This is a genomic window from Micromonospora sp. NPDC049359 (assembly GCF_044466585.1).
GTDB lineage: Bacteria > Actinomycetota > Actinomycetes > Mycobacteriales > Micromonosporaceae > Micromonospora.
The window spans coordinates 285550-308724 of the sequence record NZ_JBITMW010000005.1; the positions used below are offsets into that span (position 1 = coordinate 285550).

Genomic DNA, 23175 nt, shown 5'->3' on the forward strand with positions numbered 1-23175 from the left:
GCCGACTGAGCGCGGTGTCGGTGAGGCGCTTACCGCCAAGCGCCCTCTCGGCTCTGCCTCGGACAATACTGTGGCGCGTCGGGGTCCGGGTCGAGGACACTCGCGATCATGCTGGCTTCATGTCGTAGCGTCACGGATCTGGTCGCCGCGCAGGCGCGCGGGGAACGGATCAAGTTTCTGTTCTTCTGGGGGCACCAGCCGGAGCGCGACGGCCGGGTCGGCGCCGGATGCTTGAGTCAGTGGTGGCCAACGCCGTTCATGATCGACGGGCTCGTCTTCGCGACCGCCGAGCACTACATGATGTGGCGCAAGGCCACCGTGTTCGGTGACGACGCGATGGCCGAGCGGGTTCTCGCCGCGCCGCACCCACACGCGGCCAAGGCGCTCGGCGGCCGGGTCGTCGGCTTCGATCAACGGACCTGGGACGATCACCGCTTCGAGATCGTGGTGGCCGGCAACCTGGCTAAGTTCGGACAGCACGCCGCGCTGCGCGAATTCCTGGTCGGTACCGGAAGACGGGTTCTCGTCGAGGCCAGCCCGGTGGACCGGATCTGGGGTATCGGGCTAACCCGAGAGGACCCCGTCGCCTCCGAACCGGCTCGCTGGCGGGGCCTCAACCTGCTCGGGTTCGCGCTCATGCAAGTTCGCGACGTCCTCCACGAACAGCCGGAACGGTAGCCGTCGCTAGACGCCTAGGTCACGGACTCGCCACGATCCGTGCGCTACGGGGCGTCATGCGAAGAAGGGCAGGCGGCGTCGGGACTGGCCGATGACAGTGCGCCTCGTCCTGGACGTACCGCCGCCGTGCCCTGCGGAAGCGGGAGTCGGGGGTTAGGTATGGAACACCCGGACGTAGATCCCTGGGCCTTGCTGCCTGAAGCCGATCTGTTCGAAGGTACTGTTTGCCACCGACAATGCCGGTTTGGACACGACCTGGACGCCAGCAGCGCCGGCCGCCACGGCACGCCGTATGGCCTCTCGGATCAGCCTTAGGGCAACCGCTTTCCCGCCTTCAGTCTGTTCGGCGACGACATCATCGATACGGGCCTTCACTCCGCCGGGCGCCTGGTAAACCGCGAGCGTGAGTGTGCCGCAGATGCTCCCGTTCTGCCGGGCGACGAATAGCTGGTACTCAGGCAACGCGATCATGCGGGCCAAAGCTTGCGGGCTCAGACGACTCGGCCGGCTCGACAACTTTGGCACATCTCGGCAAAACGCTTCGATGCTCTCCGCGTCGAGAGCCTCGACGAGTTCCACCTCGACGTCCACGGGAGGCACGATACGTCGTACAAGCCGGTTCAGCTCCTACACTGCATCCGGATCTGCCGCTTTGGGTGCCCAGTGGGCAGCTGCGGCACAGGCTGGCTCACTGCGCCAGCTCGCGGATATGCGAGATCAGCGCACCGAGCCGCGGGCGCCGCGCGGTTTGGGCAGGTGGTTGACGATCCAGAGCCACACAGGGTTTCCCCGGCCGGCGTACGCCGCTTCCGCTTCCCGGGAGGCCTCCACCGCGGCGAAGCCGTAGTCGCGCATGCCTTCCTCGTATTGGGCTATCGCCGCGATGATGTCGCTGCCGGTGGTGAGGGCAGCGCACAGGTTCGCCGCGTCCATCAGCGCGGTGTTCGCGCCTGAGCCGCGGGCCGGGCTCATCGCGTGGATCCCGTCGCCGAGCAGTGTCACCCGGCTTGGCGCCCAGGCGGCGACGCGTTCGCTGCTGCGGACCCGGATGAAGAAGGTCTCATCAACGGCCGTCCGGGCCAGCAGTGCACGCAGGTCGGGGTGCCACGAACGGATCGCCCGGCACGCGACGGCATGTAAGGCCGCAGGGTCGGCCACGGCCAGTTCGGTGTCCGGCGCGCCAAGCCGATCGCGTCCGGCGGACAGACCCCACATCAGATAGTCCCCGGTCGACGTGACGCGTATTCCAGGCGCGATCTCGGCCGCCGCGTCCTCGGGTGCCCGCTGAAACTCGACCAGCCCAGCGGCCAAACCGACATCGCCGCCGATGATGGCGGTGAACCCTTCGTACATGGCCGGCGGGATCAGCCGCCGCGCAGCGTCGTCCAATGGGACCTTGCCGTAGATGACCCTCGAGCCGGTGTCCACGACCGGTGCGTCCGGCAACAGTGTGCGGCGCACGACGGAATTCACCCCGTCCGCGCCGACAAGCACGTCCGCGGCCTCGGTCGACCCGTCCGCGAAGCGCAGGGTCACACCGTCGGCCTCCTGCGCGTACCCGACGAGCTCACGGCCGAAGTGGATCCGAGCGTCGAGCCCCGCGGCGAGGATTTCCCGCAGCGTGCCCCGGTCGACCGAGGTAGACAGCGTCGCCGGATCGCCCGGGTCCAGGTTCGGGTCAACTGCCATGCGGCGCAGGACGCGCAGCTGTGCGGTCAGTACCGTGACCACGGTGCTGCGCCGGCCCGTCGTGGCGAGGAAGAGCCGGAACAACTCGGGCGGCAGACACCTCTGCAGCGCCAGCCCGGCCCGCGCGTCCAAGTGCAGCCGGTAGCCCTGCCGGCGGACGTCAAGGCCACTGTCCCGCTCGTAAACGTGCACATCGACGCCGTCCCGCACCAGCCCCTGAGCCAGACACAATCCGCCAAGACCGGCGCCGGCCACCGCTACCCGCATGACGCCTCCCACCTCACGCCATCCGAACCGCGAGAAACGCCGGAGCCAAGCGGCCGACAGTACATCCCGACAACGCTCGGCGCATCGAAACCTGCCCGCGAAACAGCCGCGAACCCCCACAGTAGCGATCACCGCAACAACCGGATCTGCCGCTCCAGGTGGGCTGGCGTTCATCGCCGGTGGTGACGCACGGTCCTCGGGTGGTCCTGGGGCAGGTCGACCAGCAGTACGCCGCCCTTGCAGTCGGCTTGCTCGACGGCGAGGGTGAGCGGTCGATCACCGAGCGCTTGGGCGTAGGTTGGCCTTCCGCGCACCCGCCACCGGTAGACCACGCTGTCGACCGGGATGAGCCGAGAGCCCTTCTTGGCCAACGCCACGTCGATCCGTTCGCTATCCGATGCCAGGGCGGCAGCTAATCACGCCGTACCGGCGGGTGGGGACGCAGGCGGGCGCAAGACGTCGTCAACCGGCCACCATCGATGACAGTCAAGACGCCGCGTGAGCGATTGTCACCACCTGTGGATCGGTGGTTCAGGGGACGTAGACGAGGTTCACGCGGTAGCGGTATCCAGGTCCGTTCTCGAAGACGTCGACATCGAGCACCAGGTCGCTCCTGCCTTCCTCTTCGGTCCAGAGGTCGACCAGGCAGCGCCAGTGATCGCCGAACCACAATGCGACTGATGTGTTCCAGGATTCGTCTGGTGGGGTGATCAGCGTGACGTCACCGTAGTTGTCAATCGCCTGGCGGCATTTCTGCGAGATTTCGGTAGGAACTGGGTCTACCGGCGGCAGGCCTGCGCCGATGGCGGCGTCTCGTCCCACCAGCGAGTCCACGACCGCCTTGAGCGTCGGCCGCCAAGCCTCTGGAATGGGACCTTCGAGCGTGGCATCCTTCACCGGATCGCCCACGTGTGCCTCCTCTGCGATGCCAACGTGTGATTGGGTGATCTTGGTTGGGTGGCGGCGGGGGCCTTGGTGGCCGGGGTGGCCGCGGGGCGTCCGACGAGTTTGCCATGTTCGAAGCGGGCGTCCACACGCACGAGCGCGACGAGGTGGGGTGCGTTGGCCGCCCGCTAGCGGGCTCGGGTACTCGTAGGAGGAGAGCCGCTCGCCGAGATCGCCGGTGGTTATCGCGACGGCGTTGGCGAACGTGGCGCCGTAGACGAGCTTGAACGCGGCGACGGCACGGCGGGCGTGGTCACGGTCCTCGGTTCCGACTTTCGGCCGGGGCGTTCTTCGCGTTCGAGCCGGGCCAGACGCGGCGTCATGAGCAGGCTCGCCCGATCAACGTGGGAACGGGCGCAGGGGCGAGGTGTCGCCCACGGACCAGTTGTGACCGAACGGGTCCGTGAAGCCACCTTGACGGTGCGTCCCCCAGGGCACGCGGTGATCCTCGATTGCCGCTCCGGCGACTGCGCCGGCCGCGACGGCGCGCTCGATGAAGGTGTCGGGGTCATCGACGAACACCTCGATGCGGGTGCTCGTGATTCCGACCTGGCCAGGACTCGTCTCTGTCGGGTTCTCGGGATTGACCTGGTGGAGGAAGAAGGGGGCGCCGCTGATCGCGAGGCCGGCCACGCCACCAAGGTTCCACAGCTCCGTCGCGCCAAGCGCAGTCCTGTACCAGGCGACTGCGGCCTCTGCATCAGAGACGATCAACATCACCGAGATCACTGGCGATGCGGCGAGCACCGTATCGCTGGATGAGGCGGAACGACTCTTCGGTTCCTCGGTCATGCCCACAGCATGCCGGACACCGCCAGCGGCGTCTCCCCACCTACCCAAGATGAATCGCCAGGTCGAGGCCGAGGTGACCACCGCGACCTGACCGGACGCGACTCGGGGGTCACCGGCGCAGCCGGTGACCCCCGAGTCCTGTTCGTGTGAGACGAGGTCAGGTCACCAGTTGCCGAGGACGAGGCGTCCGTTGACGGGGGTGATGTTGTAGGGGCCGGAGGTGTACCAGCGGCCGAGGCTGGTGAGGCCTTGGTTGAAGGTGTAGTAGCCGAAGGTGTTGTTGCCGAGGTCGTAGGCCATGACGATGTCGGCTTTGCCGTCGCCGGTGACGTCGCCGGCGGCGACGCGGTTGCCGACGTTGGCGAGGTCGAAGTTGCCGGTGCCGACGTAGTCGGTGGTGCGGTTGAAGGTGGTGCCGGTGCTGGTCCAGCGGTGGATGGTGGTGGTGCCGTCGCCGTCGTCGTGGATGAGGGCGGGTTCGGCTTTGCCGTCGCCGGTGAAGTCGGCGACGACGAGGCGTCCGGCGACGGGGTCGAGGTTGTATTGGCTGGAGGTGTAGAAGCGGCCGAGGCTGGTCAGGCCTTGGCTGTAGACGTAGTAGCCGAAGGTGCCGTCGCTGATTTGGTAGGCCATGACGATGTCGGCTTTGCCGTCGCCGGTGACGTCGCCGGCGGCGACGCGGTCGCCGACGTTGGCGAGGTCGAAGCTGCCGGTGCCGACGTAGTCGGTGGTGCGGTTGAAGGTGGTGCCGGTGCTGGTCCAGCGGTGGATGGTGGTGGTGCCGTCGCCGTCGTCGTGGATGAGGGCGGGTTCGGCTTTGCCGTCGCCGGTGAAGTCGGCCACGACGAGGCGTCCGGCGACGGGGTCGAGGTTGTATTGGCTGGAGGTGTAGAAGCGGCCGCGGCTGGTCAGGCCGGCGTCGAAGACGTAGAAGCCGAAGGTGCCATCGCTGATCTGGTACGCCATGACGATGTCGTCGGTGCCGTCACCATCGACGTCACCCGAGGCCATCCGATCGCCGACGTTCGCGAGGTCGAAGGAACTCTCACCCTTGTAATCGGTCGTGTGGTCGAACGCCGTACCGGTCGAATTCCAGCGGTGGATGGTCAGGGTGCCGTCGCCGTCGTCGTGCCCCAACGCCGGTCCCTTGCGTGCCGTCGCCCCCGCGATCAGGCCGGTGCGCCGGATCGGCTTGTACGTCCTCAGGTCACTGGCGCTGTTGAACCCACGACTGCCGACGTTGTTGTCCTTGTACGGGTTCTGGACCGTCTGGCCGTCGTCGTTGAAGGAGTAGACGTAGGCGCCCTTGCTGTGGTCGTTCCGGTCGGCCCAGTGCGAGAAGAGTTCGATGTGGCCGCTGCGGACCATCGCGTCGCCGGCCTGGAAGCTGTCGATGCTGCCGAGGGTGTCCCAGCGGGAGTTGTTCCCCTGGAAGTCGTCGGTGATGTAGCTGGTGTTCAGGTGCCAGGCCATCGACACGAGACCGGAGCAGTCGCGCCGGTAGGTCTTGTCGCCGTCCATGTCGCTCGCCCAGGAGCCGGTCTGGGTGTAGGTGAGGTCCCGGTCCACCCAGTTCTGTGCACGGGACAGGACCTCGCTGCGGCTGATCGGGCCCTCGATGGTGGAGGCCTGGGCCGGCGCGGACGACACGCTGACCAGGCCAGCGGCGGCCATCGTGATGGTGCCGAGGATCGCGGCCGGTCTGCGGGCTCGGAAGCGACGCATGGGTCTTCCCTTCGTGGTGGGGATGAACGGAGTGGTCGCGAACGTGGATCGAGGTGCACGACAGCCATTGGCTGGACCCAATGCGACAGGTAAAGTCGCAGCGCACAAGCCACCGTGGGGCCTGCCCTCGATGGCTGGTCCCGCTTGGTCCTGCTGTGCGGTTGTGTGTTCGCGACCCTTTCGTCGGAGGTGGGATGAGGGCCGTCCACTCCGGTGAGTGGTCCGCGAGCTGCCGGTGCGGTGGCTGGCAGAACCCTCGCAGCCACATCAGGTAGCGAACCTGGATGGATCCTTGACAACTTCGGACGCCCTGCTCGCGGGCCGTCCAGCGGCGCTACGGACGCGGGGGCGAAGCCGTGGAACTATGCATACTGGGTGATCTCCGCGTGGTCGCGGCCGGCCGGCCGCTCGAGTTGGGACCACCGAAGCAACGGCTGGTGTTCGCCGCGCTCGCCGTGGACGTGGGCCGCAGCGTGCCGATCGAGGCGCTGGTCGACCGGGTCTGGGACGACGCCCCGCCGGCTGACGCCCGGGGCGTCCTGTACACGTACCTCACCCGAATCCGGCGGATCCTGGTCGCGGCCCAATCCGCCGAGACGGTCCCGATCACGGTCGGCCGCAGTCAGACCGGCTATCTGCTCGACATCGACCCGGACCGCGTCGACCTGCACCGCCTGCGCCGCTTCGCCGAGCAGGCCCAGGGCCTCGCGGCGGCCGACCCCGACCGGGCGGCGCTGCTGCGGGAGGCGGTCGAGCTGTGGCGGGGCGACCCGCTCGACGGGCTGCCCGGCGCCTGGGCGGCCCGGGTTCGGGAGGGCCTGTCCCAGCAGCTCGTCCGGGTCCTGCTCGACTGGGCCGACAGCGAGATCGGCCAGGGCCGGCCGGGGCAGGTCGTCGACCGACTCACGGTGGCCCTGGAGCGCAGCCCGCTCGTCGAGCCGCTGGCCGTGACATTGATGCGCGCCCTGTACTTCGACGGTCGCCGAGCCGAGGCACTCGACCTGTACGCCCGGACCCGCGTCAAGCTCGCCGACGAGTTGGGCATCGACCCGGGCACCGACCTGCAGGACCTGCAGCGGGAGATCCTGCGGGGCACGCTGCGTGCGCCGAGGGTGGCCGCGGCCCCTGTCGAGATGCCCGGAGTGGCGCAGCCCGCTGCCGCCGTGCCCACGCGTGTCGAGGCGAAACCGGAGCCGGCACACCATGCTCCGCCGGGACCCGGCTGTCAGCTTCCGGCCGACCTGCCCGACCACGTCGGCTGTGAACCGGAGATCTCCTGCGCGTTGAGCGTGCTGCAACCCGGCGATGGGCGCCTCAAGGACAACGCCGCGCCCGTGGTGATCCTTTCCGGCCCGGGCGGCGTGGGTAAGACGGCGCTCAGCATCCGGCTCGCATACCTCCTGCGCCACTCGTACCCCGACGGGCAGATCTTCGTCACCCTCGCCGGCCGAGGCGGCGACTCCGGGGAGGCCCTGGACCGGGTGCTGCGGGCCCTGGGCGCCACGAATATCCAGCAGTTGCCCACTTTGGAGGACAAGCTCGGACAGTACCGCGCCATGCTGAGCGGACGCCGATTCCTCATCGTGCTCGACTCGGCGGTCAGCGCCGAGGAGGTTCGCCCGCTCGCGCCCGGTGGGCCGGGCAGCGCCCTGATCGTGTCCAGCCGGGCCCTGCTGACCACCATCCCGGGCGCCGAGCAGATCGAGGTGCCGTTGCTCGACCGGGCCGACTCGGTCGTCCTGTTGGAGCGCATCGTCGGGCCAGGCCGGGTGGCCGCCGAGCCGGAGGCGACCGCCGCGCTTGTCGAGATGTGCGCCGGCCTGCCGCTCGCCCTGCGGATCGTCGGCGCCCGGATCGCGGCCCGACCGCACCGCCGGATCGCCCGCCTGGCCGAGCGGATGCGCGACGAACGCGCGAGGCTCGACGAGATGACGGCGGACGGGCTGGCCGTCCGGGTCAGCGTCGCGGTCGGCTACCAGGCGCTCGACCCACCGGCCCGTCTTGCGTTCCGGTTGCTCGGCTTTCTCGGGGTGTCGAGCTTCGCGGAGTGGCTGGTGGCGGCACTCGTCGGCGGCTCGATGGACGACGCCGAGGAACTGCTGGAACAGCTCGCCGACGCCCGCCTGGTGACCGCCGTTGCGGACCCGACGCACCGACTGCTCCGGTACCACATGCACGACCTGGTCCGGCTGTTCGCCAGGGAACGCGCCGTCGAGGAGGACAGCGACGACGCGCTGCGCGCCGCGGTGGCCAGAGTGCTGGTCACGGCCACCGAGCTGGGTGAGCGGCTCAACCAGCGGCTGCCGTACGCCATTCCGCCGCTGTACCGGCAGGCGCCGCTGCCGGTGGACGTACCGGCCGTCCCGCTTCCGGCGGATCACCAGCTACCCGGTTGGCTGGAGGTCGAGGCGCCGACGCTGATCGTCGCGGTGGAACGGGCCGCGGAACTCGGCATGGACGTGGCGGCGTGCGCGCTGGCGGACGCGTTGGTCTATGCCTCTTTCGCGGTCCGCAACGACTTCGTCGGCTGGGGACGCACCCACGCGGCGGCGTCGGCCGCCGCCCGGGCGGCCGGCAACGTGGTCGGCGAGGCGGTGATCGAGTGCGGCATCGCGCTGCTGCGCTACAAGGAGGACCGGTTCGCCGAGGCCGAACGGAACTTCCGGACCGCCATCGACCTGTTCGAAGCCGCCGGCCACGAGCACGGGTCGGCTGCGGCGCGCAACGGTCTCGGCACCGTACTGCGTGAGGTGGGCCGGCATCGCGAGGCGGTCCCGCTGCTGACCACAGCCGCCGAGGTGCTGGGCCGCTTGGGGGGCGAGACCGCCGCCGCGCACGCGACCTACGGCATCGGCTACTGCCTGCGGGAGCTCGGCGACGACGAGGCGGCACTGAGCTGGATGGGTCGTACCGTGGACACCTACCGTTCGCTGGGCCACGCTCGCGGCGAGGCCATCGCCGCCCGGGGGATCGGCCTGGTACATCGGGCCCGGGGTGAGCTGGCCGAGGCGGAGCGCTGGTGCCTCCGCAGCCACGACCTGATCCTGGCGAGCGGCGACGAGTTGCTCGCCTGCTACACGGAGCAGGCGCTGGCGAAGGTGTGGATCCGGCAGGGCCGGTTGAGCCGGGCGCAGGAGCCGTTGGAGCGCGCCCTCGGGACGTGCCGGCGGCTGCACGACCGGTTCGGGGTGGCGCTGGTCCAGCGGACCGTCGGCGAACTGCACCTGGCGGCCGGCCGGCCGGACGTCGCCCTGGAGAACCTTCGGCTCGCGTACGACGGATGGGTCGAGCTGCACCACGATCTCGGTGCCGCACGGACGCTGCGCGACCTGGGTGCGGCTCATGCGGCGCTGGGCGATGTCGCGTCCGCCCACCAGGCATGGGAGACCGCCGCGGCGACGTTCCGCCGGCTCGGCACCCGCGAGGCCGACGAGGCGTCCGGCTGGCACGAGCGGTGGGCATGCGGTTGCGAGGCGACCGCGTCGGTGGGCGTGGCCGTGTCGGTTGCCCACCCGGCCTGAACCCACCCTGGCCTGCGCTTCCAGGTTTCGTCCAGATCGCCGGCAGGCCGGCTCCCTAGCGTCGGAGCAGCACCGGGCGCCCACCCGGGCAGCAGCTTCGACGAGATGGAGAGACGTTTCATGACGATCCGACGCAGCAGCGCGTACCTGGTGGTGGCGGTGGCCCTGGCCCTCCCGGCGGCCGGATGCGCGCACGCCGACCGCGCCGGTGCCGCGGCCGGCGGCCCGGCACCGGCCTTGTCCGGGCCGACCGCCGCGCCGGACCCGGCGGGCACCGCCGTCGGACCGCAGGCGACGCCCACCACCCTCGGCGTCCCCGCGCCACCGGCTTCCGCCCCGGACCCGGCCCGCCCCGGTACGGAATCCGGCCGAACGGTCGACCCCGCCTCCGCCGCCACCGGGCCCGCCCGGCTCGCCGCCCTGCCGAGCACCGACACCGACCCGTCCTGCCGGCCGCCGGTCCTGCTCGAGGCCACCGGCGCCGCGCTCAACGGGCAGAGCGTCACCGACGTGCAGGTGCTCGGCTGCCGCAGCGGCTTCGCCCGGCTGATGGCGATCGCCCCGCAGTCGGCCTCCATCCCCGGTGGCGACCAGGTGTTCCTGCGCAAGGACACCAAGGGCTGGCGGGTCGTCGGACGTACCTCGGCATCCACCGACTGCGGCGACCCCGGCCTGGTCACCGCGGTCCGGGCGGTCTGCGCCGGTCTGGCCTGACGGCCGGCGGCGGCCTCCGGGCCGGGCGGGCCGGCCGGAGGGGGAGACCGTCCGGCTCGCGGGCCCGACGAGCGGCAGTGCCGAAGACGACGGATACTCGCCTGATGACTGGACCGGATCTCGACCCCGAACAGTACCCGCCCATCGACCCACGTGAACCGGTGCCCGACGACGCGGGCGTCCTTCTGCCCGGCGGACCGGACGAGCTGCCCGAAGCCCCGCACGAACCGTCGCCAGACGATGGTGGCAACGCCGGCGGCGTGCGCGAGCCGGCATAGACAGCGCCGCGACCGGCGGATTCTCCTCGCCGACCGCGAAGGCGTCAGCGTCGGCGCCCCGGGGAGTCGGTAGGGCGGGAGTCCGCCCATGCCACTGAGCGCGCATCTGATCTTGACGAGACGCGCTCAGCCTTGGCGAAACGGGCGAGTGATCGGGTGCTTCTGATCAGCTACTTCGCCTTCGTACGTGCACGTATTGCGGCGTAGGTGCAGGGCGAAGGCGGTGATCCAGGTCCAGCCGACTCCGATGGTGAGGCGCTGATACAGGCCGCGGTGTTCGGGTACGGCCAGGCCTTGGATGAGCAGGAGCATGGTCACGCCGGCCGCCGCGCTGGTTACCGTCCAGACCCAGGAGCGACGTCGGGCCGAGCAGATGGCCCAGGTGAAGGTCAAAAGCGGTAGGGACAGAAACGCGATGCTGCCGGCGGCGTTGTGCGCGGTGCCGGTCCAGGTGTGCTGAGGCTGCCCGGCGACGTCGGTGGTGAACAGCCCGGAGGCGATGAGGGCTACGCCGAACAGGCCGGTCAAGGCCGCCGCGGTCCGGGCGGCTGAGCGGGGGCGCAGGGCCCGGCGGACACCGAGGGCGAATACCACGAACAGCGAACCGCACACGAGGAAGTTGGTGGTCTGGATCCAGCCGGTCGATCCGGTGGCCAGTTCGCTGACGGACTGGCGGATCGGGCGGTATCCGGGCTGCAGCGCGCCACCAACGATGATCACGATGCCGAACAGAGGACCGGCGGCGGCGCCGCATGCGAGGAGCCGCCGGGTGGTGATGTCTTTCTTCATCGCTCTATTGGGCGTGCCAGAGCTTGATCTTGGTAGCGGCAGCCGTCGGTCGGTACGGGGCCGATGGCGGGGTTCCGAACCTACTTTCGTCGGTACGGGAGGGACGGGTTCCCGGTTCCGACCTACGGTTGTCGCGTGGTGGTAGCCAGCTTGAGTGGGTCGGATGCGGTCGCCGAGCGGGATGACCCGCCGAGGCAGCGGTTGGTCGACGCTGCGGTGGTAGCGGTTGCGTTGCTCTCCGGACTGGTGTTGTTGGCCGGGACGACCGCCGATCTTCGGGGCGGTGGCGGCCTCACCGCGGTGGTCTTCGCGGCGGCGGCCGGCGCGCTGTGGTGGCGCCGGAGCGCACCGGTCACCGTGGCCTGGGTTGTTTTCGCTGGCAGTGCCGTCCTGGCCGCCGTCGAGACCATCGGCTCGGGCGGCTCGATCCGGCCGGGTGAGGACACGGTTGTGTTCCTCACTTCGGCTGCCCCGTTCGCGGCCTATGCGGTCGCGGTGTACGCGAGGCGTCGCGTGTCGGGTTGGGCGGCCGTGGTCGCTCTCTTGGTTGCGGCCACGGCACCGTGGCCGCTCTCGTGGGTGCGGCTCCGTTCCAGCCTGGTGTTGCTCGGTGTGCCGGTCCTTGCCGGCCTGTACCTGGCGGCGCGGCGCCGCATGATCAACATGCTGCGCGAGCGGGCCCGGCGGGCCGAGGCCGACCGGTACGCGGAGGCCGAGCGGGCCGCCGCAGGTGAACGTGCCCGGCTTACCGCCGAGATGCACGATGTGGTGACACATCAGGTCAGCCTCATCGTGCTGGAGGCCGGCGCGCTCGGGCTCACCGCAGCCGATGAGGCGACTCGGGTTGCCGCCGAACGGATCCGAGAGGCCGGCTGCGCCGCGCTCGACGACCTTCGCGACCTGGTCCGAGTCCTGCCCGAGCAGCCGCCTGCCCGCGAGCCGGCGCCGGAGCCGCTGCCAGATCTGCGACCACTGGTGGGTGCGGCGGCCCTGGCGGTGACCGGTACCCCGGTGCCGGTGTCCCCGGCGGTCGGTCAGGCGGTGGTCCGGGTCATTCAGGAAGCGCTGACCAATGTGCGCAAACACGCGCCTGGTGCCCGTGTCGAGGTCGGGGTGCAGTACGAGGGCGGCGGCGTGCGAGTCCTTGTCCGCAACGGAGTAGTTCGGTCGGCGGCGGACGCGCGGCTGGCCGCTTCCGGAGCGGGGACCGGGCTGCACGGGTTGCGGCGTCGGGTCGAACTGCTCGGCGGCACGTTCGCGGCCGGACCCGAGCCCGGGGGCGGCTTTACGCTGCGGGCGCTGCTGCCCGGCGTGCAACCCGACAGGTCGTCATGATCCGGGTCGTGGTGGCCGACGACGATCCGTTTGTCGGCGCTCACCTGCGGACAATCCTGGCGAGCGCCGGCGACATCGAGGTCGTGGACACCGCGACAGACGGGGCCGCAGCGGTCGAGGCCGCCATCCGGCACCGTCCGGACCTGGTCCTGATGGACCTTCGCATGCCCGGCGTCGACGGACTGGTCGCCACCGAGCAGATCGCCGCCCTGAACCCGGCCCCGGTCGTGGTGGCGCTGACCACGTTCACCGCCGATCGGTATGTGGCCGCCGCGCTGCGCGCCGGAGCCAGCGGGTACGTAGTCAAGACCACGCCGCCGCGCGAGTTCGCCGGCCTCATCCGCACCGCCGCCGCCGGCCACACGATCCTGCCGCCCGGCGCGGCCCAGGTCCTGCTGCCCGCCGACCCGGCGGTGACGCTGCCGAACGGACTGTCCGCACGGGACCGCGAAATCCTGACCGGCCTGGGCCGCGGCCTGACCAACGCTCAACTGGCGGCCCACCTGCATCTCACCGAAGCCACCATCAAGGGCTACGTCTCGCGGGTCCTGACCCGGCTCGGCTGCACCAACCGGACCGAGGCGGCCCTCCTCGCCCAGCGCGCCGGACTCGTCACGTACGAATGACCCGAACCCGACCGGCACCGTGGGGACAATGCCGCCTGACAACTCGTTCGGCTGCACGCTCATGCCGCTGACAAGGCGGCGCCAGCCACGCCATGGTCGCCGAGCCCACGGGAACCTTACGGTGGCGGTATGCCGCGCATCGAGCTGACTACGCACGTTCAGGCCGTCCCGGAAGCTGTCTTCGACGCCTGCCTCGATGTTGATATGCACACCGAATCCATGGGAAGTAGTGCCGAGCGGGCGGTCGGCGGCATGACGACCGGCCGGTTGACGGCCGGCGATGCCGTCACGTGGGAGGCCCGGCATCTCGGCCTTCCTTGGCGGATGACGGTTCGGATCGTTGACTACCGGCGGCCGCACGGCTTCGCGGACGAGCAGATCAGCGGCCCATTCGGCCGATGGCGCCACGAGCACAGCTTCACGCCGATCCCGGATGACTCCTCGACAACCCTCATGCGCGACGTCATCGAGTTCACCGCGCCGATGGGACCCGTTGGCGCCCTCGTTGCCAGCCTCATCCTGCGGCCCTACCTGCAACGCCTCATCGCACGCCGCAACATCTATCTTGCTGCCGCCCTGGCGGGGCTTCCTCGCTCAGCCACGAGAGGCGCGCAAGATCCGGAACATGGGCCGCATGATCAAGATCGCCGCTGACCCGCTTCCGCCTATTCGCTCCGGGCCTCTCGTTGCCGAAGCAATCCGGGCACAGCGCACCACGCGGCGATTTGATCAATTTTCGGTGCCATTGCGGAGGATGGACGCAAGCCTGCCTTCCGGCTATCTTGCTTCAAGATCAAGGGGGGTCAACGTGGGTGCGTCCGGGTGGAGCTACTACGTCGCATATCAGCCGGATCTCCAAGTCGCGCTGGACGGACTGCGGCGGCAGGTTTTCGAGACCGGCGACTACTGGTGGGCCGTGCCGTATGAGTACGGCAAGTCGGCGGCGGATTTTCCGAATCGGCCGATGACGGAGGCCGAGCTGTGGGCGGACGAATCCGTCCAGGAGTCCGGTACCCACTCGATACTGGATATGTCGCGAATCTTGGCCGACGGTGAAGAGCCTGGCTACGGGACGATTCAGCCGGTGATCGAGGCGGAGGCGATCGAGTACCTGGGTACCCGCAAGCTGACTCGGTCGCACGTGGAGGCGATCGAACCTCTCGCTAACCGAAGCTGGTTCGGCCGGTGTGCGGTTTTGCATGACGCTGACGGCAATCCCAGCGAGATCTACTTCTGGGGTTCCTCTGGTGACTAGGGCTGTCTCGTAGCTGGACGGCGGTCTCGGCCGTCTCCGCATCTCGTCCTCGGCATGACACGCGTGACATCTATCTGATTCGAAGGAAGCTCGGCATGACTGGTCCACGCGAAACGTTCCTCCGACTGGTGAACGGTGTCTGTGACGGTCCGTACGAAGACCTGGCCGACCTGTACGGCGAACAGACCCATGTCACGCATCCGTTTCACCCGCTCAATCCGCCACCGCTGCGCAGCCGGAGCGAGTTGCACGAGCATTTCACCGCGGCGCCTCCGGATGGCCGGACGTTGAACCGTAAGCCGGTCGACGTGAGGATTCACGAAACCGCGGACCCGGAGGTGATTGTCGCCGAGTTTGCCTATCAGGGGCGGGTCGCCGAGACGGGTGAGGCCTTCACGGTGCCGTGCGTCTTCGTGATGCGTATCCGCGATGGGCTCATTATCGAGTCCCGGGATTACATCGACCACGTCGCCAGCGCGCGGGCGTGGGGTCAACTCGACAGCCTGTTGACCGCGCTCCGGCCGCAGACGAGCGGCACCATCGACGGCGAGCCCCGACCCTGATTCACGCCTCGCCAGCAGCGGTGTGTCGAGGGCGACTGCGTTGGCTGCCGTCCTGGGGCAGGATCGTTGCGTGGTCAGCATCAGCCAGGAATCCCGTGACGAAACCGCGCAGCGGCTGCGACGCGTCATAGCGGCCGCCGAACTGGTCATATTCGACGGCGAGTGGTCGTTTTTCGAGGCGCCGCTCACTCAGCCACCGGCCTTGACGGTTGACCTGCTGGCCGTGGTGCGCGACGAGGATCGGTGGTCCTGGCTGGCGCCAGGCGGGGCGACCGACGGTGAACGCTTCACGGTGTTCTCGTTTCACTTCCCGCCGGAACTGGACAACAGCGGGTTCGTCGGGTGGCTGGCCACCGAGTTGAAGCGCCGGCTGGGTACCGGGGTGTTCGTCATCTGTGGTCACAACGGCGACCGCGGTGGCATCTACGACTACTGGGGTTGCCCAACTCAGGTCCGCGCCGAGGTCGTACAGGTCCTGGGTGAGCTGCGAGCCGGCCGGTAGACCACAGCGGTGGTGGCCTCCAGCTGTACATGATCTCGGGACGAGCGGGTCAGGTGCCGGTCTGCTGTTCCAGTTGCCGACGAGCATTTCGCCACAGGTGCTTGAATTTGCCGGGGGACACATTTTCCAAGGCGGGATCCAACGTGGCGGCGGGCAGCGGGAACGGGGCCTCCGGCACAACCCCGTACCGCTGTTCGTACGCGCCCACCGCGCCCACTATCCCTGAGTCGCGAGCGATGAGCACCTCTGCGAGCGACGCTGCCGCAACGACGACCCCGTCCGATACGCGCACCTCAACGTGGCGCAGCGCCCACCCATCAGCGTCCAGCTCCTCGTAGTTCCAACGGTCGTCATCCGCCGAGTACCAACGGACGTAGGTGAGCACGCGACCATTAAGCCACCTCCATGGGGCACTTCGGAGGCGCTGGGACCCGATGTCACGCGTCGGTTGTGCGGTGGCGGGCGCGTACCAGGCGGTGGAGCGCCACCAGGGGAGCCACGCCCACCGGATACCAGGCCAGGTCGACCGGGTCGAACTGCACACCCAGCGCGAGCCTCGCGGCGAGGCTCCGCGCCGACAGTTCGGCTGGCACCCCGGTCAGCTGTGCGAGCTCCACCACCCAGCAGAAGGCCGTGGCGACGGTCCCGGCGGGCATCGGCGCCATCCGTGGCCACAGGAACAGCACTGCGGCCCAGACCATCGACGCGTACAGCGCGGTGCCGGAGTACTGTCGCAGGGCCCCGTCGTCGAAGGCGCGAATCAGCAGTGCGAGGCCCAGGAACAGCAGCGCGGCCAGGGGCATGAGCCACCGCGCCGTACGGGGCTTGATCGACATTCTCGCCACGGTAGCCCTTTGCCGGACCGCGACCTGTCCTCCCTCTCGGCTCGATCGAGGGCTCCCACACACGGCCTCGTCCTGAGTGCGCCGGGTGCTGGGGTTGATGTGAGGATGGCGAGGTGCTGAGTATCGGCCCGTTGACACACCTCGACCGCGGCGAGTGGGAAGCGTTGACCCGGAGTTTCCACGCGCACTGGGCTGGCCGGCCGGGTCGGCCCGCGACCGAGGTCGACGACGATGGCTACGAATGGACCTGGCAACGCCTGGTGGACGGTGGGCAGATCCGGGGCATCTGCGCACGGCTCGACGGCACGATGGTCGGCATCGCGCATTACCTGTTCCACGCAAGCGTCTGGGGTGCCGGGAGGTGCTATCTGGCTGAACTGTTCGTTACGCCCGAGGTACGACGGCGAGGCATTGCCACCGCAATGATCGAATGGGTGGCGCAGGATGCCGACCAGCACGGATCCCCACGCCTGTACTGGAACACCGAGGTCGATGCCGAGGCCCGAGCTTTGTACGACAAGATCGCGGTCTACCGGGGCTACGTCGTGTACAACTACTCGCCGTCGGCCACTGCCACCACGTAAGCCAGGTCAGTACGCCGCCGATCGCGCGATGCCGCGCCCTCGTGGTCGTTCACGCGTCAACGGACGACGAGCGCGTCGCCCATGCGTAAATCCTCTTCGGCACGGTCGATGTGCTGACCGTCGTCGAACGCGGTGCTGGCTATCCGGAATCGTGACGGCTCGGCGATCTCCGCACGGGCGAGAGCCCACGGTCCTTCGGGGTCTGCGCCCGGCACCGCGGCGAGGAGGACGACGCCGCCGTGCTGAGGGACGTCGTGGTCGGCGTGGGGCTCGTCGTACCGTGCGTGACGCAGCACGACCGGGCCGGAGCGGATCGTCTCAGGCGGCACCCCGGGGGGTACGTGACGCCACCGTCGAGCAAGCTCCGCGAAGGCGGCCTGCCGGTCGGCGCCCCGACGCGTGCTCGCGGCGACAATGGCGCTGCCCGCGTCGGCCGCGATGCGGCAGATGTCGAGGATCGGCACGCCGGCGGCCCGATTCGGATAGTGGTGGACGAGCCGAGCGTGGTTCAGCAACATGACGAGCGCTTGGGCGGCGGCCTGTTGCGGTGCTGTGAGGGTCGTCGTCGGTACCGGCTTTCGTCGGTGCGGCCGTGTGTGCGGGGTGACGAGGTCGGCCGCCCGGCCGGCCGTTGACTCGTACCATCGTCGGTCGTCGGGCCAGACGGAAGCCTCGGTCGCCCGCAGGCGACCGGTGCGCCCGATCGTCACCCCCGGCCCGGCGTCGGTGTGGCTCACGGCAATCCCGACCCGGTCCTCGGCGTCGAACCGCAGATCGGTGACCCCGTCGAAGGTGAACCTCAGCGGCGCGGCCGGCCAGGGCTTCTGGGACCCGTCCCGCGAGACGCGTCCGGTAGCGGGGGTGAACCGTCGTGGAGTGGCCAGGGTGAGCTGTACCTGCAGTCCCGCATCCGAAGGTCGGGCCGTGAGTGAGCGCACGCTGCCGGCGGCGAGGTCGTAGTCGCGGGCGAGCGCGTCGACGATTTCCTCGGTCAGCCGGAAGACGCCCGGGAAGACGCGCCCCAGGTAGTCCCGACGGACGGAACGGTCCGGCTGCGCGATGGGGAGCACCCTGTCCAGGCTCGGGTCCAGGTCGACCATCAGCCTGCGTCGGTCGGCACCGAGGTCAGCCATCCACCGTAGGCCGGCGCGCGCTCGTCTGGATCGAAGTGGCCTCGGCGCGCATGCCGCGCCCACCAGAGGTACGGCGTTGTTGTCCCAGATATCGGCGATGCGGCCGATCCGAGCCGCGTCGAAGCCCCGGGCGTCCGTGGCCAGGGCGGTCATCTCGCGGATGGAGCGGTCGAGCAGCCCGGCGAAGGCTTTCAGCGGCGAACTCACGGCCGCGAGTATCGCACCCGCGACCATGGGGCACGGCACAATCCGGTGGCCGAGGTCGCTGCGGATCGGCCGCCCGCGGGGATCAGCCACCCGGGCAGCCGGCCATTATGGCCTGGACGTCTGCCTGGCTGGACGCCCGTGCGAGCGCCCGTGCGTCGTCGATCAGCCCCGGCCAGTGGTCCACCAGGTTCCCGTTCCACTGGGCCGCGCCGATCCTGGTCATGCCGACGGCGTCCCAGCTGGCGCTGACCGCCGTCGCCGTCGACGGCACGCCGTTGACGTAGAGCCGCATCACGTGTGCGGTCGCGTCGTAGACGCCGGCCAGATGGGTCCAGACTCCCGAGCGGGCCGGACCGGTCGAGAACGCGACGACGTCCTCGGGGTTCGCCGAGTCGGCGGTGGGCAGGATGAACCACCACTTGTTGAGCCTCACGTTGTAACCGAGGTAGAAGCTGCTGGCGAGCAGGCCGTCCTGACTCATGGCGGCGAAGTCACCACCCGCGCCGTCGAGGCGGACCCAGGCCGCCACGGTGAAGCTCTGGTCGGTGCGCAGGACCGGACCGGGCGCGGTGGCCCCACCGGTGTGTCCGTCCAACTGGAGCGCGTTGGCGCACCGCCCGGTCGTCCAGCTCGCACCGCCGACGAGAGCGAGTGGGAAACCGTTGCCGGAGTCGTCGGAGGCGTTGACGCCGGTGCCGGCGTTCAGCGACCACCAGGCGCCGGGCCCCAGGATGGTGGCGTCCAACAGGTCCCGAATCTCCTCGGGCGCCGAGGTCCGGTCGATGATGCGGGCCTCGTCGACCGCGCCCGGCAACCAGTTGACCGGCCCACCGCCAGCCATGGCGCGGCCGATGACGGCCGGTCCGGTGGCGGTCCAGGTGCTGGTGTGTGTGACGGTGCCGACGAGTTCGCCGTTGACGTACAGCTTGATCTCGTGTTTGAGGCCGTCGTAGGTGGCAGCCAGGTGGGTCCAGGTCTGCGCCACCGGTGACTGGGTCGACCGGACGACGGTGCTGCCGCCGGGCCGGGTCGGACCGTCCTCCTTGCTCATGGCGAATTCCCAGCGTTGCGAGGTGGCGTCATAGCCCAGGCTGAACCCGCTTGCTGCCTCGCCGTCCTGGCTGACGGCGGTGGCCGGACGATCCAGGCGGTCGAGCTTGACCCAGGCCGCGACGGTGAAGCCGGTGTTGGTTCGGGCGACCGGTCCGGCGGTCCAGGCGGCCGCGCCGGCGGTACCGGGGAACGCCAGGGCGCTGCCCCGTTTGCCGGCCTTGGTGCTCACGCCGGACGCGACGAAGAGGGTGTGCCCGTTGCCGGTGGCGTCCCTGCGGGTGGCACCCGCCGCGATATCGTCCAGATCCCACGTTGCCCGCGCACCGTACGGGACGTCACTGGCCATCCACTCCCGAACCTGGTCGGCGCCGGTGGCGACGCCGACGGCGTGCACCTCGTCGAGGGCGCCCGGCCAGTACACGTCCCGGCCGCCGAGCCGACCCCGACCCAGGGCGAAGGATCCACGGGCGTCCCAGGTGGCTTCGTGCCCGGCCGTGGCCGCCAGTCGGCCGTTGACGTAGAGGGACAGTTGGCGCCGGTCGTGGTCGTACACCCCGGCGAGGTGAAGCCACACGCCGAGTTGCGGGGGCACCCGGTACGCGGCGACGTCGGACGGGACCGTGTCGGCCGCGCTGTCGGCGCGTTTCCTGCCGAAGATCCAACCCACGCCGGCCCGGTAGCCGAGGACGAATCCGCTGTCGACCTGACCGTCCTGGCTGACCGCTACGGCGGTGGCGTCCCGGTCCAGGCGCACCCAGGCGGCGACGCTGAAGCTGGCGTCGGTGTGCACGACCGGGTTCGCCGTGTACGCCTGCGCGGCGACGCCGTCGAGGGTCAGCGCGTCGGTGCCCTGCCTCCGGGTGGTCCAGCCGGTGGCGCCGATCCGGGCGAGGGTGTGCTGGCCGCTGGTGGCGTCGCTGTCGGTGCCGTCCAGCGGCCACCAGGCGGTCGGACCCCACCGGCCGAAGGCGCCAGTGATCTCGGCGACCCGACGGCTGGACGCGGCGTACGGATAGACGTGCAGGTCGTCGAGGAGGCCCTGCCAGCGCGACGGCGTGAATCCGTACCAGTTGCGGTAGCCGACGACGAACGGACCGGCGGCGTCCCAGGTGCTGCGGTGGGGCGCCTGCCCGGCGAGCCGTCCATCGACGTAGATGCGCAGTTCGCCGGCCTCGTGGTCGTAGACGCCGGCGAGGTGGGTCCAGACGGCGACCTGAGCCAGCGTGTTGGACAGCGCGACGTCCTCGGTGCCGGCCTCGGTGTCGCTGGTACGCATGACGAAGGCCCACCGGTTGGTCACGTCGTAGCGCAGCTCCATGCCGGCGAAATTCATCCCGGACTGGCTGACCGCGACCCGCCAGTCGGCGGAAGCGTCGAGCCGGACCCAGGCGGTGACGGTGAAGCTCGTGTTGGTGTGCACGACGGGCCCCGGCGTCTGTCCGCCGGTGCCGTCGGCACCGTCCAGTGCGATGGCGTCGCCGCCGGACTGGCCCTCCCGCCAGGAGTAGCCGCCGCGCAGGGTGATGGGGTTGGCGGTACGGGTGTCGGCCAGGACGCCGGTGTCGGTGCGGTCGACCGGCCAGCCCGCCGCCTCGACGGGCAGGCCGGTCGCGAGCACCGAGAAGTCGGTGTACTGACTCCGGTTGCCAGCCCGGTCCACCCCGTAGACCCGCAGGGTGTCCAGGGTCTTGACCGGGGTGACGGTGATCGTCGCCTGGCCGTCGACGGCGGGCACGGTGGTGGCCGACCTGTCCTTGAGGGCGTAGGCGAGGGCGACGACGTCCGGCATGGCCCGGGCGTCGAGGCGGAACTGTGCGGGCTGGTCGACCTTGAACGTCGTGGGGCAGGCACCGACGCAGACCCGGGTCACGGTCGGCTTGCCGGTCGGTGCGGTGGTGTCCACGACGAACCGGCACCACGGGCTGGCCGGACCGACGTCCACCACCCCTTCGAACTCGTTGTTGTAGGCCGACGCCCGCCACTCGTAGACACGATCCTGTTCGAGCGCGGTCGACACGGGTACGGCCACCTCCTGTCCGGAGGCGTGGGCGTCCGAGTCGGCAGAGGAGATCGAGGACGAGCCGGCCTCGCGCCATTCGAACCGGGTGAAGATCGACTGACCGGCGTCGGCGTCGAAGAGCCGGACCCGGAACTCCGGTCGGGCGGTGTCCACGTAGACCGGGGTGGTGGCCGAGCAGCCGGCGACGCGGGCGGTGCTGACCTGGGTGGGCGCCGCCGGCAGACTGTTGTACCAGACGTCGACGAACGGGTCGTTGTCGAACACCTTGCCGCCGTTCCCACCGCTCGACTCGTCCGACGCGATGGCGAGGGTGACCTGTGGCAGGTGTGCGGCAGCCGCCTCGGTGACCAACGGATGGAGATCGAACTCGACCGTCTCCAGCGTCTCGCAGTCCCCGGAGGGTGTCTTGACGGAACCGAGGTTGCGCAGCAACGCCGGCTTGGCGTCCCAGCTCCCGGTCGCCGCGATTGGTGCGCTGGTCCAGAGGAACACCGGCTCCGGGCTGCACGAGTAGCGCCACTTCTCCTTGAGCGTGAAGATCGCCTTCTTGATCTGCTTGTCGGCCAGGTAGCCGGTGTCCAGTTGGAAGTACGACCGGAACCGGTCCGTCGTCGAGTCCTCCGGATCACGGCCGACCCGGGCGTCGTAGGCGGAGTCCCACCAGCCGTAGTACGAGAGGTCCTGCTCCACCATGAGCCAGTGCTGCCGGTCGGCCGACTGCGGCGGGTCGAGATACACCGGGAAGGTGGTCCGTGGGTCGGTCAGCAGGCGTCGGTCGGGCACGATGGTGAGGGAGTCCCGCTCGACGCGCAGACCCATCCGGGCCCGCCGGTCACCGAGTGCCGGCTCCCGCTCGCGGGACACCACCGGTTCGGCCCGCCCGGACACCCCGGTCGTGGCGGCTCGCCGCCGGGCACCGGAGGAGTCCCACATCCAGGCGGTTCCGAAGGTGACCGTGGGCGTACCGTCGGCGGTCACCGCCACGGCCGTGCCGGCCGGATCGGTGCGGACGGTGAGGCCGGCGTTCCGCAGCCCGAACCGGATCCGCGCCAACTCCGGTCGCCGGGCCGCCTCCGCCGTACGGACCACGAGTACCTCGGAGAAGCCGGCGGCGGTGGCGTGCATCAGCAGGTCCACGCCGGGGATGACGTCCGGGTAGCGGGCGGTGTCGGCGGTGAGCACCGGAGGGGGCAGCGGCTGGGGCCAGCTCAGCGCCAACTCCGCCCCGGTGGCGGTGCGCAGCACGGCGAGGTCCCCGGTACCCCCGCCGGACAGGGTCAGGTCGACGGTGGTGGCCCGGGGCGCCACCCGTCCGTCGGGCCGCCGGCCCAGGGTGGTGTCGATCGGCACCCACCCCGCTCCGGTGCGGGCGCGCACCGGGCGGGCGTGGATGCGGGCCGAGTAGGTGCCGTCGGGGTGGGCGAAGACCTCCCGGTTCGCCGATCCCGACGCCGTGTCCTCGACCGGCCGCCCGGTCTGCCGGGCCCGGGCCATGGCCGAGAGGTCCTGCCCGACACCGGGCGGCTCCGGTGGCCGGGACCGCGTCGTGGTCGAACCCGACGGTCCCACCAGCAGCGCCGCCCCCATCAGGGCCGCAGCCGCGGCATACGCCAGTCGTCCCATCGTGTTCTCCCGTTCTGCGGTTCCCGGTCGG

At 70.0% G+C, this 23175-nt stretch carries 22 protein-coding genes; 11 read left to right on the plus strand and 11 right to left on the minus strand.

What is annotated here, in order from left to right; genetic code table 11:
- Positions 1–108 precede the first annotated feature (108 nt).
- Positions 109–678, plus strand: a complete 570-nt coding sequence (locus ACIBTX_RS14945; RefSeq protein ID WP_357171397.1) for an NADAR family protein — start codon at positions 109–111, stop codon at positions 676–678.
- Between the two features lie 153 nt (positions 679–831).
- Here the strand turns inward: ACIBTX_RS14945 and ACIBTX_RS14950 are convergent, their stop codons facing one another.
- The 6 genes from ACIBTX_RS14950 to ACIBTX_RS14975 form a co-directional block, all read right to left on the minus strand.
- Positions 832–1269: a GNAT family N-acetyltransferase gene (locus ACIBTX_RS14950; RefSeq protein ID WP_357123197.1), complete on the minus strand. Its 438-nt coding sequence runs from the start codon at positions 1267–1269 to the stop codon at positions 832–834.
- A 126-nt stretch (positions 1270–1395) separates the two neighbouring features.
- The gene (locus ACIBTX_RS14955) at positions 1396–2634 is read right to left on the minus strand and encodes an FAD-dependent oxidoreductase (protein WP_396832588.1); all 1239 of its coding nucleotides are present in this window, start codon (positions 2632–2634) and stop codon (positions 1396–1398) included.
- 170 nt (positions 2635–2804) lie between these two features.
- Positions 2805–3011: a hypothetical protein gene (locus ACIBTX_RS14960; RefSeq protein WP_363661586.1), complete on the minus strand. Its 207-nt coding sequence runs from the start codon at positions 3009–3011 to the stop codon at positions 2805–2807.
- 154 nt (positions 3012–3165) lie between these two features.
- Entirely contained in the window at positions 3166–3543 is a 378-nt protein-coding gene (locus tag ACIBTX_RS14965) for a hypothetical protein (RefSeq protein ID WP_363661587.1), read from the minus strand.
- A 375-nt stretch (positions 3544–3918) separates the two neighbouring features.
- On the minus strand, positions 3919–4371 hold the full coding sequence (locus tag ACIBTX_RS14970; protein ID WP_357394104.1) for a VOC family protein: 453 nt from the start codon (positions 4369–4371) through the stop codon (positions 3919–3921).
- Positions 4372–4533: 162 nt separating this feature from the next.
- A complete protein-coding gene (locus ACIBTX_RS14975) occupies positions 4534–6096 on the minus strand; it encodes a VCBS repeat-containing protein (protein ID WP_357123212.1) in 1563 nt (520 codons plus the stop codon).
- A 356-nt stretch (positions 6097–6452) separates the two neighbouring features.
- Here ACIBTX_RS14975 and ACIBTX_RS14980 point away from each other — a divergent pair, with 356 nt between their 5' ends.
- The 3 genes from ACIBTX_RS14980 to ACIBTX_RS14990 all read left to right on the plus strand — a co-directional run bounded on the left by ACIBTX_RS14980 (position 6453) and on the right by ACIBTX_RS14990 (position 10609).
- Entirely contained in the window at positions 6453–9617 is a 3165-nt protein-coding gene (locus ACIBTX_RS14980; protein ID WP_396832589.1) for an AfsR/SARP family transcriptional regulator, read from the plus strand.
- A 120-nt stretch (positions 9618–9737) separates the two neighbouring features.
- Positions 9738–10331: a hypothetical protein gene (locus ACIBTX_RS14985; RefSeq protein WP_357171407.1), complete on the plus strand. Its 594-nt coding sequence runs from the start codon at positions 9738–9740 to the stop codon at positions 10329–10331.
- 104 nt (positions 10332–10435) lie between these two features.
- Positions 10436–10609 (plus strand): hypothetical protein, encoded by a 174-nt coding sequence (locus tag ACIBTX_RS14990; protein WP_396832590.1) that lies wholly within the window; start codon positions 10436–10438, stop codon positions 10607–10609.
- Positions 10610–10735: 126 nt separating this feature from the next.
- Here ACIBTX_RS14990 and ACIBTX_RS14995 read toward each other — a convergent pair whose 3' ends face one another.
- Complete coding sequence (locus ACIBTX_RS14995) at positions 10736–11398, minus strand: DUF998 domain-containing protein (RefSeq protein WP_396832591.1); 663 nt, start codon at positions 11396–11398, stop codon at positions 10736–10738.
- A gap of 135 nt (positions 11399–11533) precedes the next feature.
- Here ACIBTX_RS14995 and ACIBTX_RS15000 point away from each other — a divergent pair, with 135 nt between their 5' ends.
- The 6 genes from ACIBTX_RS15000 (at position 11534) to ACIBTX_RS15025 (ending at position 15679) form a co-directional block, all read left to right on the plus strand.
- Complete coding sequence (locus ACIBTX_RS15000) at positions 11534–12733, plus strand: sensor histidine kinase (protein WP_396832592.1); 1200 nt, start codon at positions 11534–11536, stop codon at positions 12731–12733.
- A gap of 8 nt (positions 12734–12741) precedes the next feature.
- Complete coding sequence (locus ACIBTX_RS15005) at positions 12742–13359, plus strand: response regulator (RefSeq protein WP_396832593.1); 618 nt, start codon at positions 12742–12744, stop codon at positions 13357–13359.
- Positions 13360–13488: 129 nt separating this feature from the next.
- The gene (locus tag ACIBTX_RS15010) at positions 13489–14013 is read left to right on the plus strand and encodes an SRPBCC family protein (protein ID WP_357123230.1); all 525 of its coding nucleotides are present in this window, start codon (positions 13489–13491) and stop codon (positions 14011–14013) included.
- Positions 13994–14614, plus strand: coding sequence for a hypothetical protein (locus ACIBTX_RS15015; protein ID WP_396832594.1), 621 nt, complete (start codon positions 13994–13996; stop codon positions 14612–14614). Before ACIBTX_RS15010 ends, ACIBTX_RS15015 begins: the two co-directional genes overlap by 20 nt.
- A gap of 95 nt (positions 14615–14709) precedes the next feature.
- Positions 14710–15177 (plus strand): nuclear transport factor 2 family protein, encoded by a 468-nt coding sequence (locus ACIBTX_RS15020; protein ID WP_396832595.1) that lies wholly within the window; start codon positions 14710–14712, stop codon positions 15175–15177.
- 70 nt (positions 15178–15247) lie between these two features.
- Positions 15248–15679: a DUF6196 family protein gene (locus ACIBTX_RS15025; protein WP_357394115.1), complete on the plus strand. Its 432-nt coding sequence runs from the start codon at positions 15248–15250 to the stop codon at positions 15677–15679.
- A gap of 49 nt (positions 15680–15728) precedes the next feature.
- Here ACIBTX_RS15025 and ACIBTX_RS15030 read toward each other — a convergent pair whose 3' ends face one another.
- Together ACIBTX_RS15030 and ACIBTX_RS15035 are read right to left on the minus strand one after the other, a co-directional pair.
- Positions 15729–16064, minus strand: a complete 336-nt coding sequence (locus ACIBTX_RS15030) for a hypothetical protein (RefSeq protein WP_363660953.1) — start codon at positions 16062–16064, stop codon at positions 15729–15731.
- A gap of 52 nt (positions 16065–16116) precedes the next feature.
- Positions 16117–16515, minus strand: coding sequence for a DUF2809 domain-containing protein (locus ACIBTX_RS15035; RefSeq protein WP_396832596.1), 399 nt, complete (start codon positions 16513–16515; stop codon positions 16117–16119).
- Between the two features lie 122 nt (positions 16516–16637).
- Between ACIBTX_RS15035 and ACIBTX_RS15040 the strand changes: the two genes are divergently transcribed.
- Complete coding sequence (locus ACIBTX_RS15040; RefSeq protein ID WP_396832597.1) at positions 16638–17108, plus strand: GNAT family N-acetyltransferase; 471 nt, start codon at positions 16638–16640, stop codon at positions 17106–17108.
- 56 nt (positions 17109–17164) lie between these two features.
- Here ACIBTX_RS15040 and ACIBTX_RS15045 read toward each other — a convergent pair whose 3' ends face one another.
- Together ACIBTX_RS15045 and ACIBTX_RS15050 are read right to left on the minus strand one after the other, a co-directional pair.
- Entirely contained in the window at positions 17165–18448 is a 1284-nt protein-coding gene (locus ACIBTX_RS15045; RefSeq protein ID WP_396832598.1) for a hypothetical protein, read from the minus strand.
- Between the two features lie 82 nt (positions 18449–18530).
- Positions 18531–23144: a LamG domain-containing protein gene (locus ACIBTX_RS15050; RefSeq protein ID WP_396832599.1), complete on the minus strand. Its 4614-nt coding sequence runs from the start codon at positions 23142–23144 to the stop codon at positions 18531–18533.
- Positions 23145–23175 lie beyond the last annotated feature (31 nt).

What these genes read in the sequence shown, in the direction of transcription:
- ACIBTX_RS14945 (WP_357171397.1), top strand. Translation starts at nt 109, where the DNA reads ATGCTGGCTTCATGTCGTAGCGTCACGGATCTGGTCGCCGCGCAGGCG.
- ACIBTX_RS14955 (WP_396832588.1), bottom strand. Translation starts at nt 2,634, where the DNA reads ATGCGGGTAGCGGTGGCCGGCGCCGGTCTTGGCGGATTGTGTCTGGCT.
- ACIBTX_RS14970 (WP_357394104.1), bottom strand. Translation starts at nt 4,371, where the DNA reads ATGACCGAGGAACCGAAGAGTCGTTCCGCCTCATCCAGCGATACGGTG.
- ACIBTX_RS14975 (WP_357123212.1), bottom strand. Translation starts at nt 6,096, where the DNA reads ATGCGTCGCTTCCGAGCCCGCAGACCGGCCGCGATCCTCGGCACCATC.
- ACIBTX_RS14985 (WP_357171407.1), top strand. Translation starts at nt 9,738, where the DNA reads ATGACGATCCGACGCAGCAGCGCGTACCTGGTGGTGGCGGTGGCCCTG.
- ACIBTX_RS14990 (WP_396832590.1), top strand. Translation starts at nt 10,436, where the DNA reads ATGACTGGACCGGATCTCGACCCCGAACAGTACCCGCCCATCGACCCA.
- ACIBTX_RS14995 (WP_396832591.1), bottom strand. Translation starts at nt 11,398, where the DNA reads ATGAAGAAAGACATCACCACCCGGCGGCTCCTCGCATGCGGCGCCGCC.
- ACIBTX_RS15010 (WP_357123230.1), top strand. Translation starts at nt 13,489, where the DNA reads ATGCCGCGCATCGAGCTGACTACGCACGTTCAGGCCGTCCCGGAAGCT.
- ACIBTX_RS15015 (WP_396832594.1), top strand. Translation starts at nt 13,994, where the DNA reads ATGATCAAGATCGCCGCTGACCCGCTTCCGCCTATTCGCTCCGGGCCT.
- ACIBTX_RS15020 (WP_396832595.1), top strand. Translation starts at nt 14,710, where the DNA reads ATGACTGGTCCACGCGAAACGTTCCTCCGACTGGTGAACGGTGTCTGT.
- ACIBTX_RS15035 (WP_396832596.1), bottom strand. Translation starts at nt 16,515, where the DNA reads ATGTCGATCAAGCCCCGTACGGCGCGGTGGCTCATGCCCCTGGCCGCG.
- ACIBTX_RS15050 (WP_396832599.1), bottom strand. Translation starts at nt 23,144, where the DNA reads ATGGGACGACTGGCGTATGCCGCGGCTGCGGCCCTGATGGGGGCGGCG.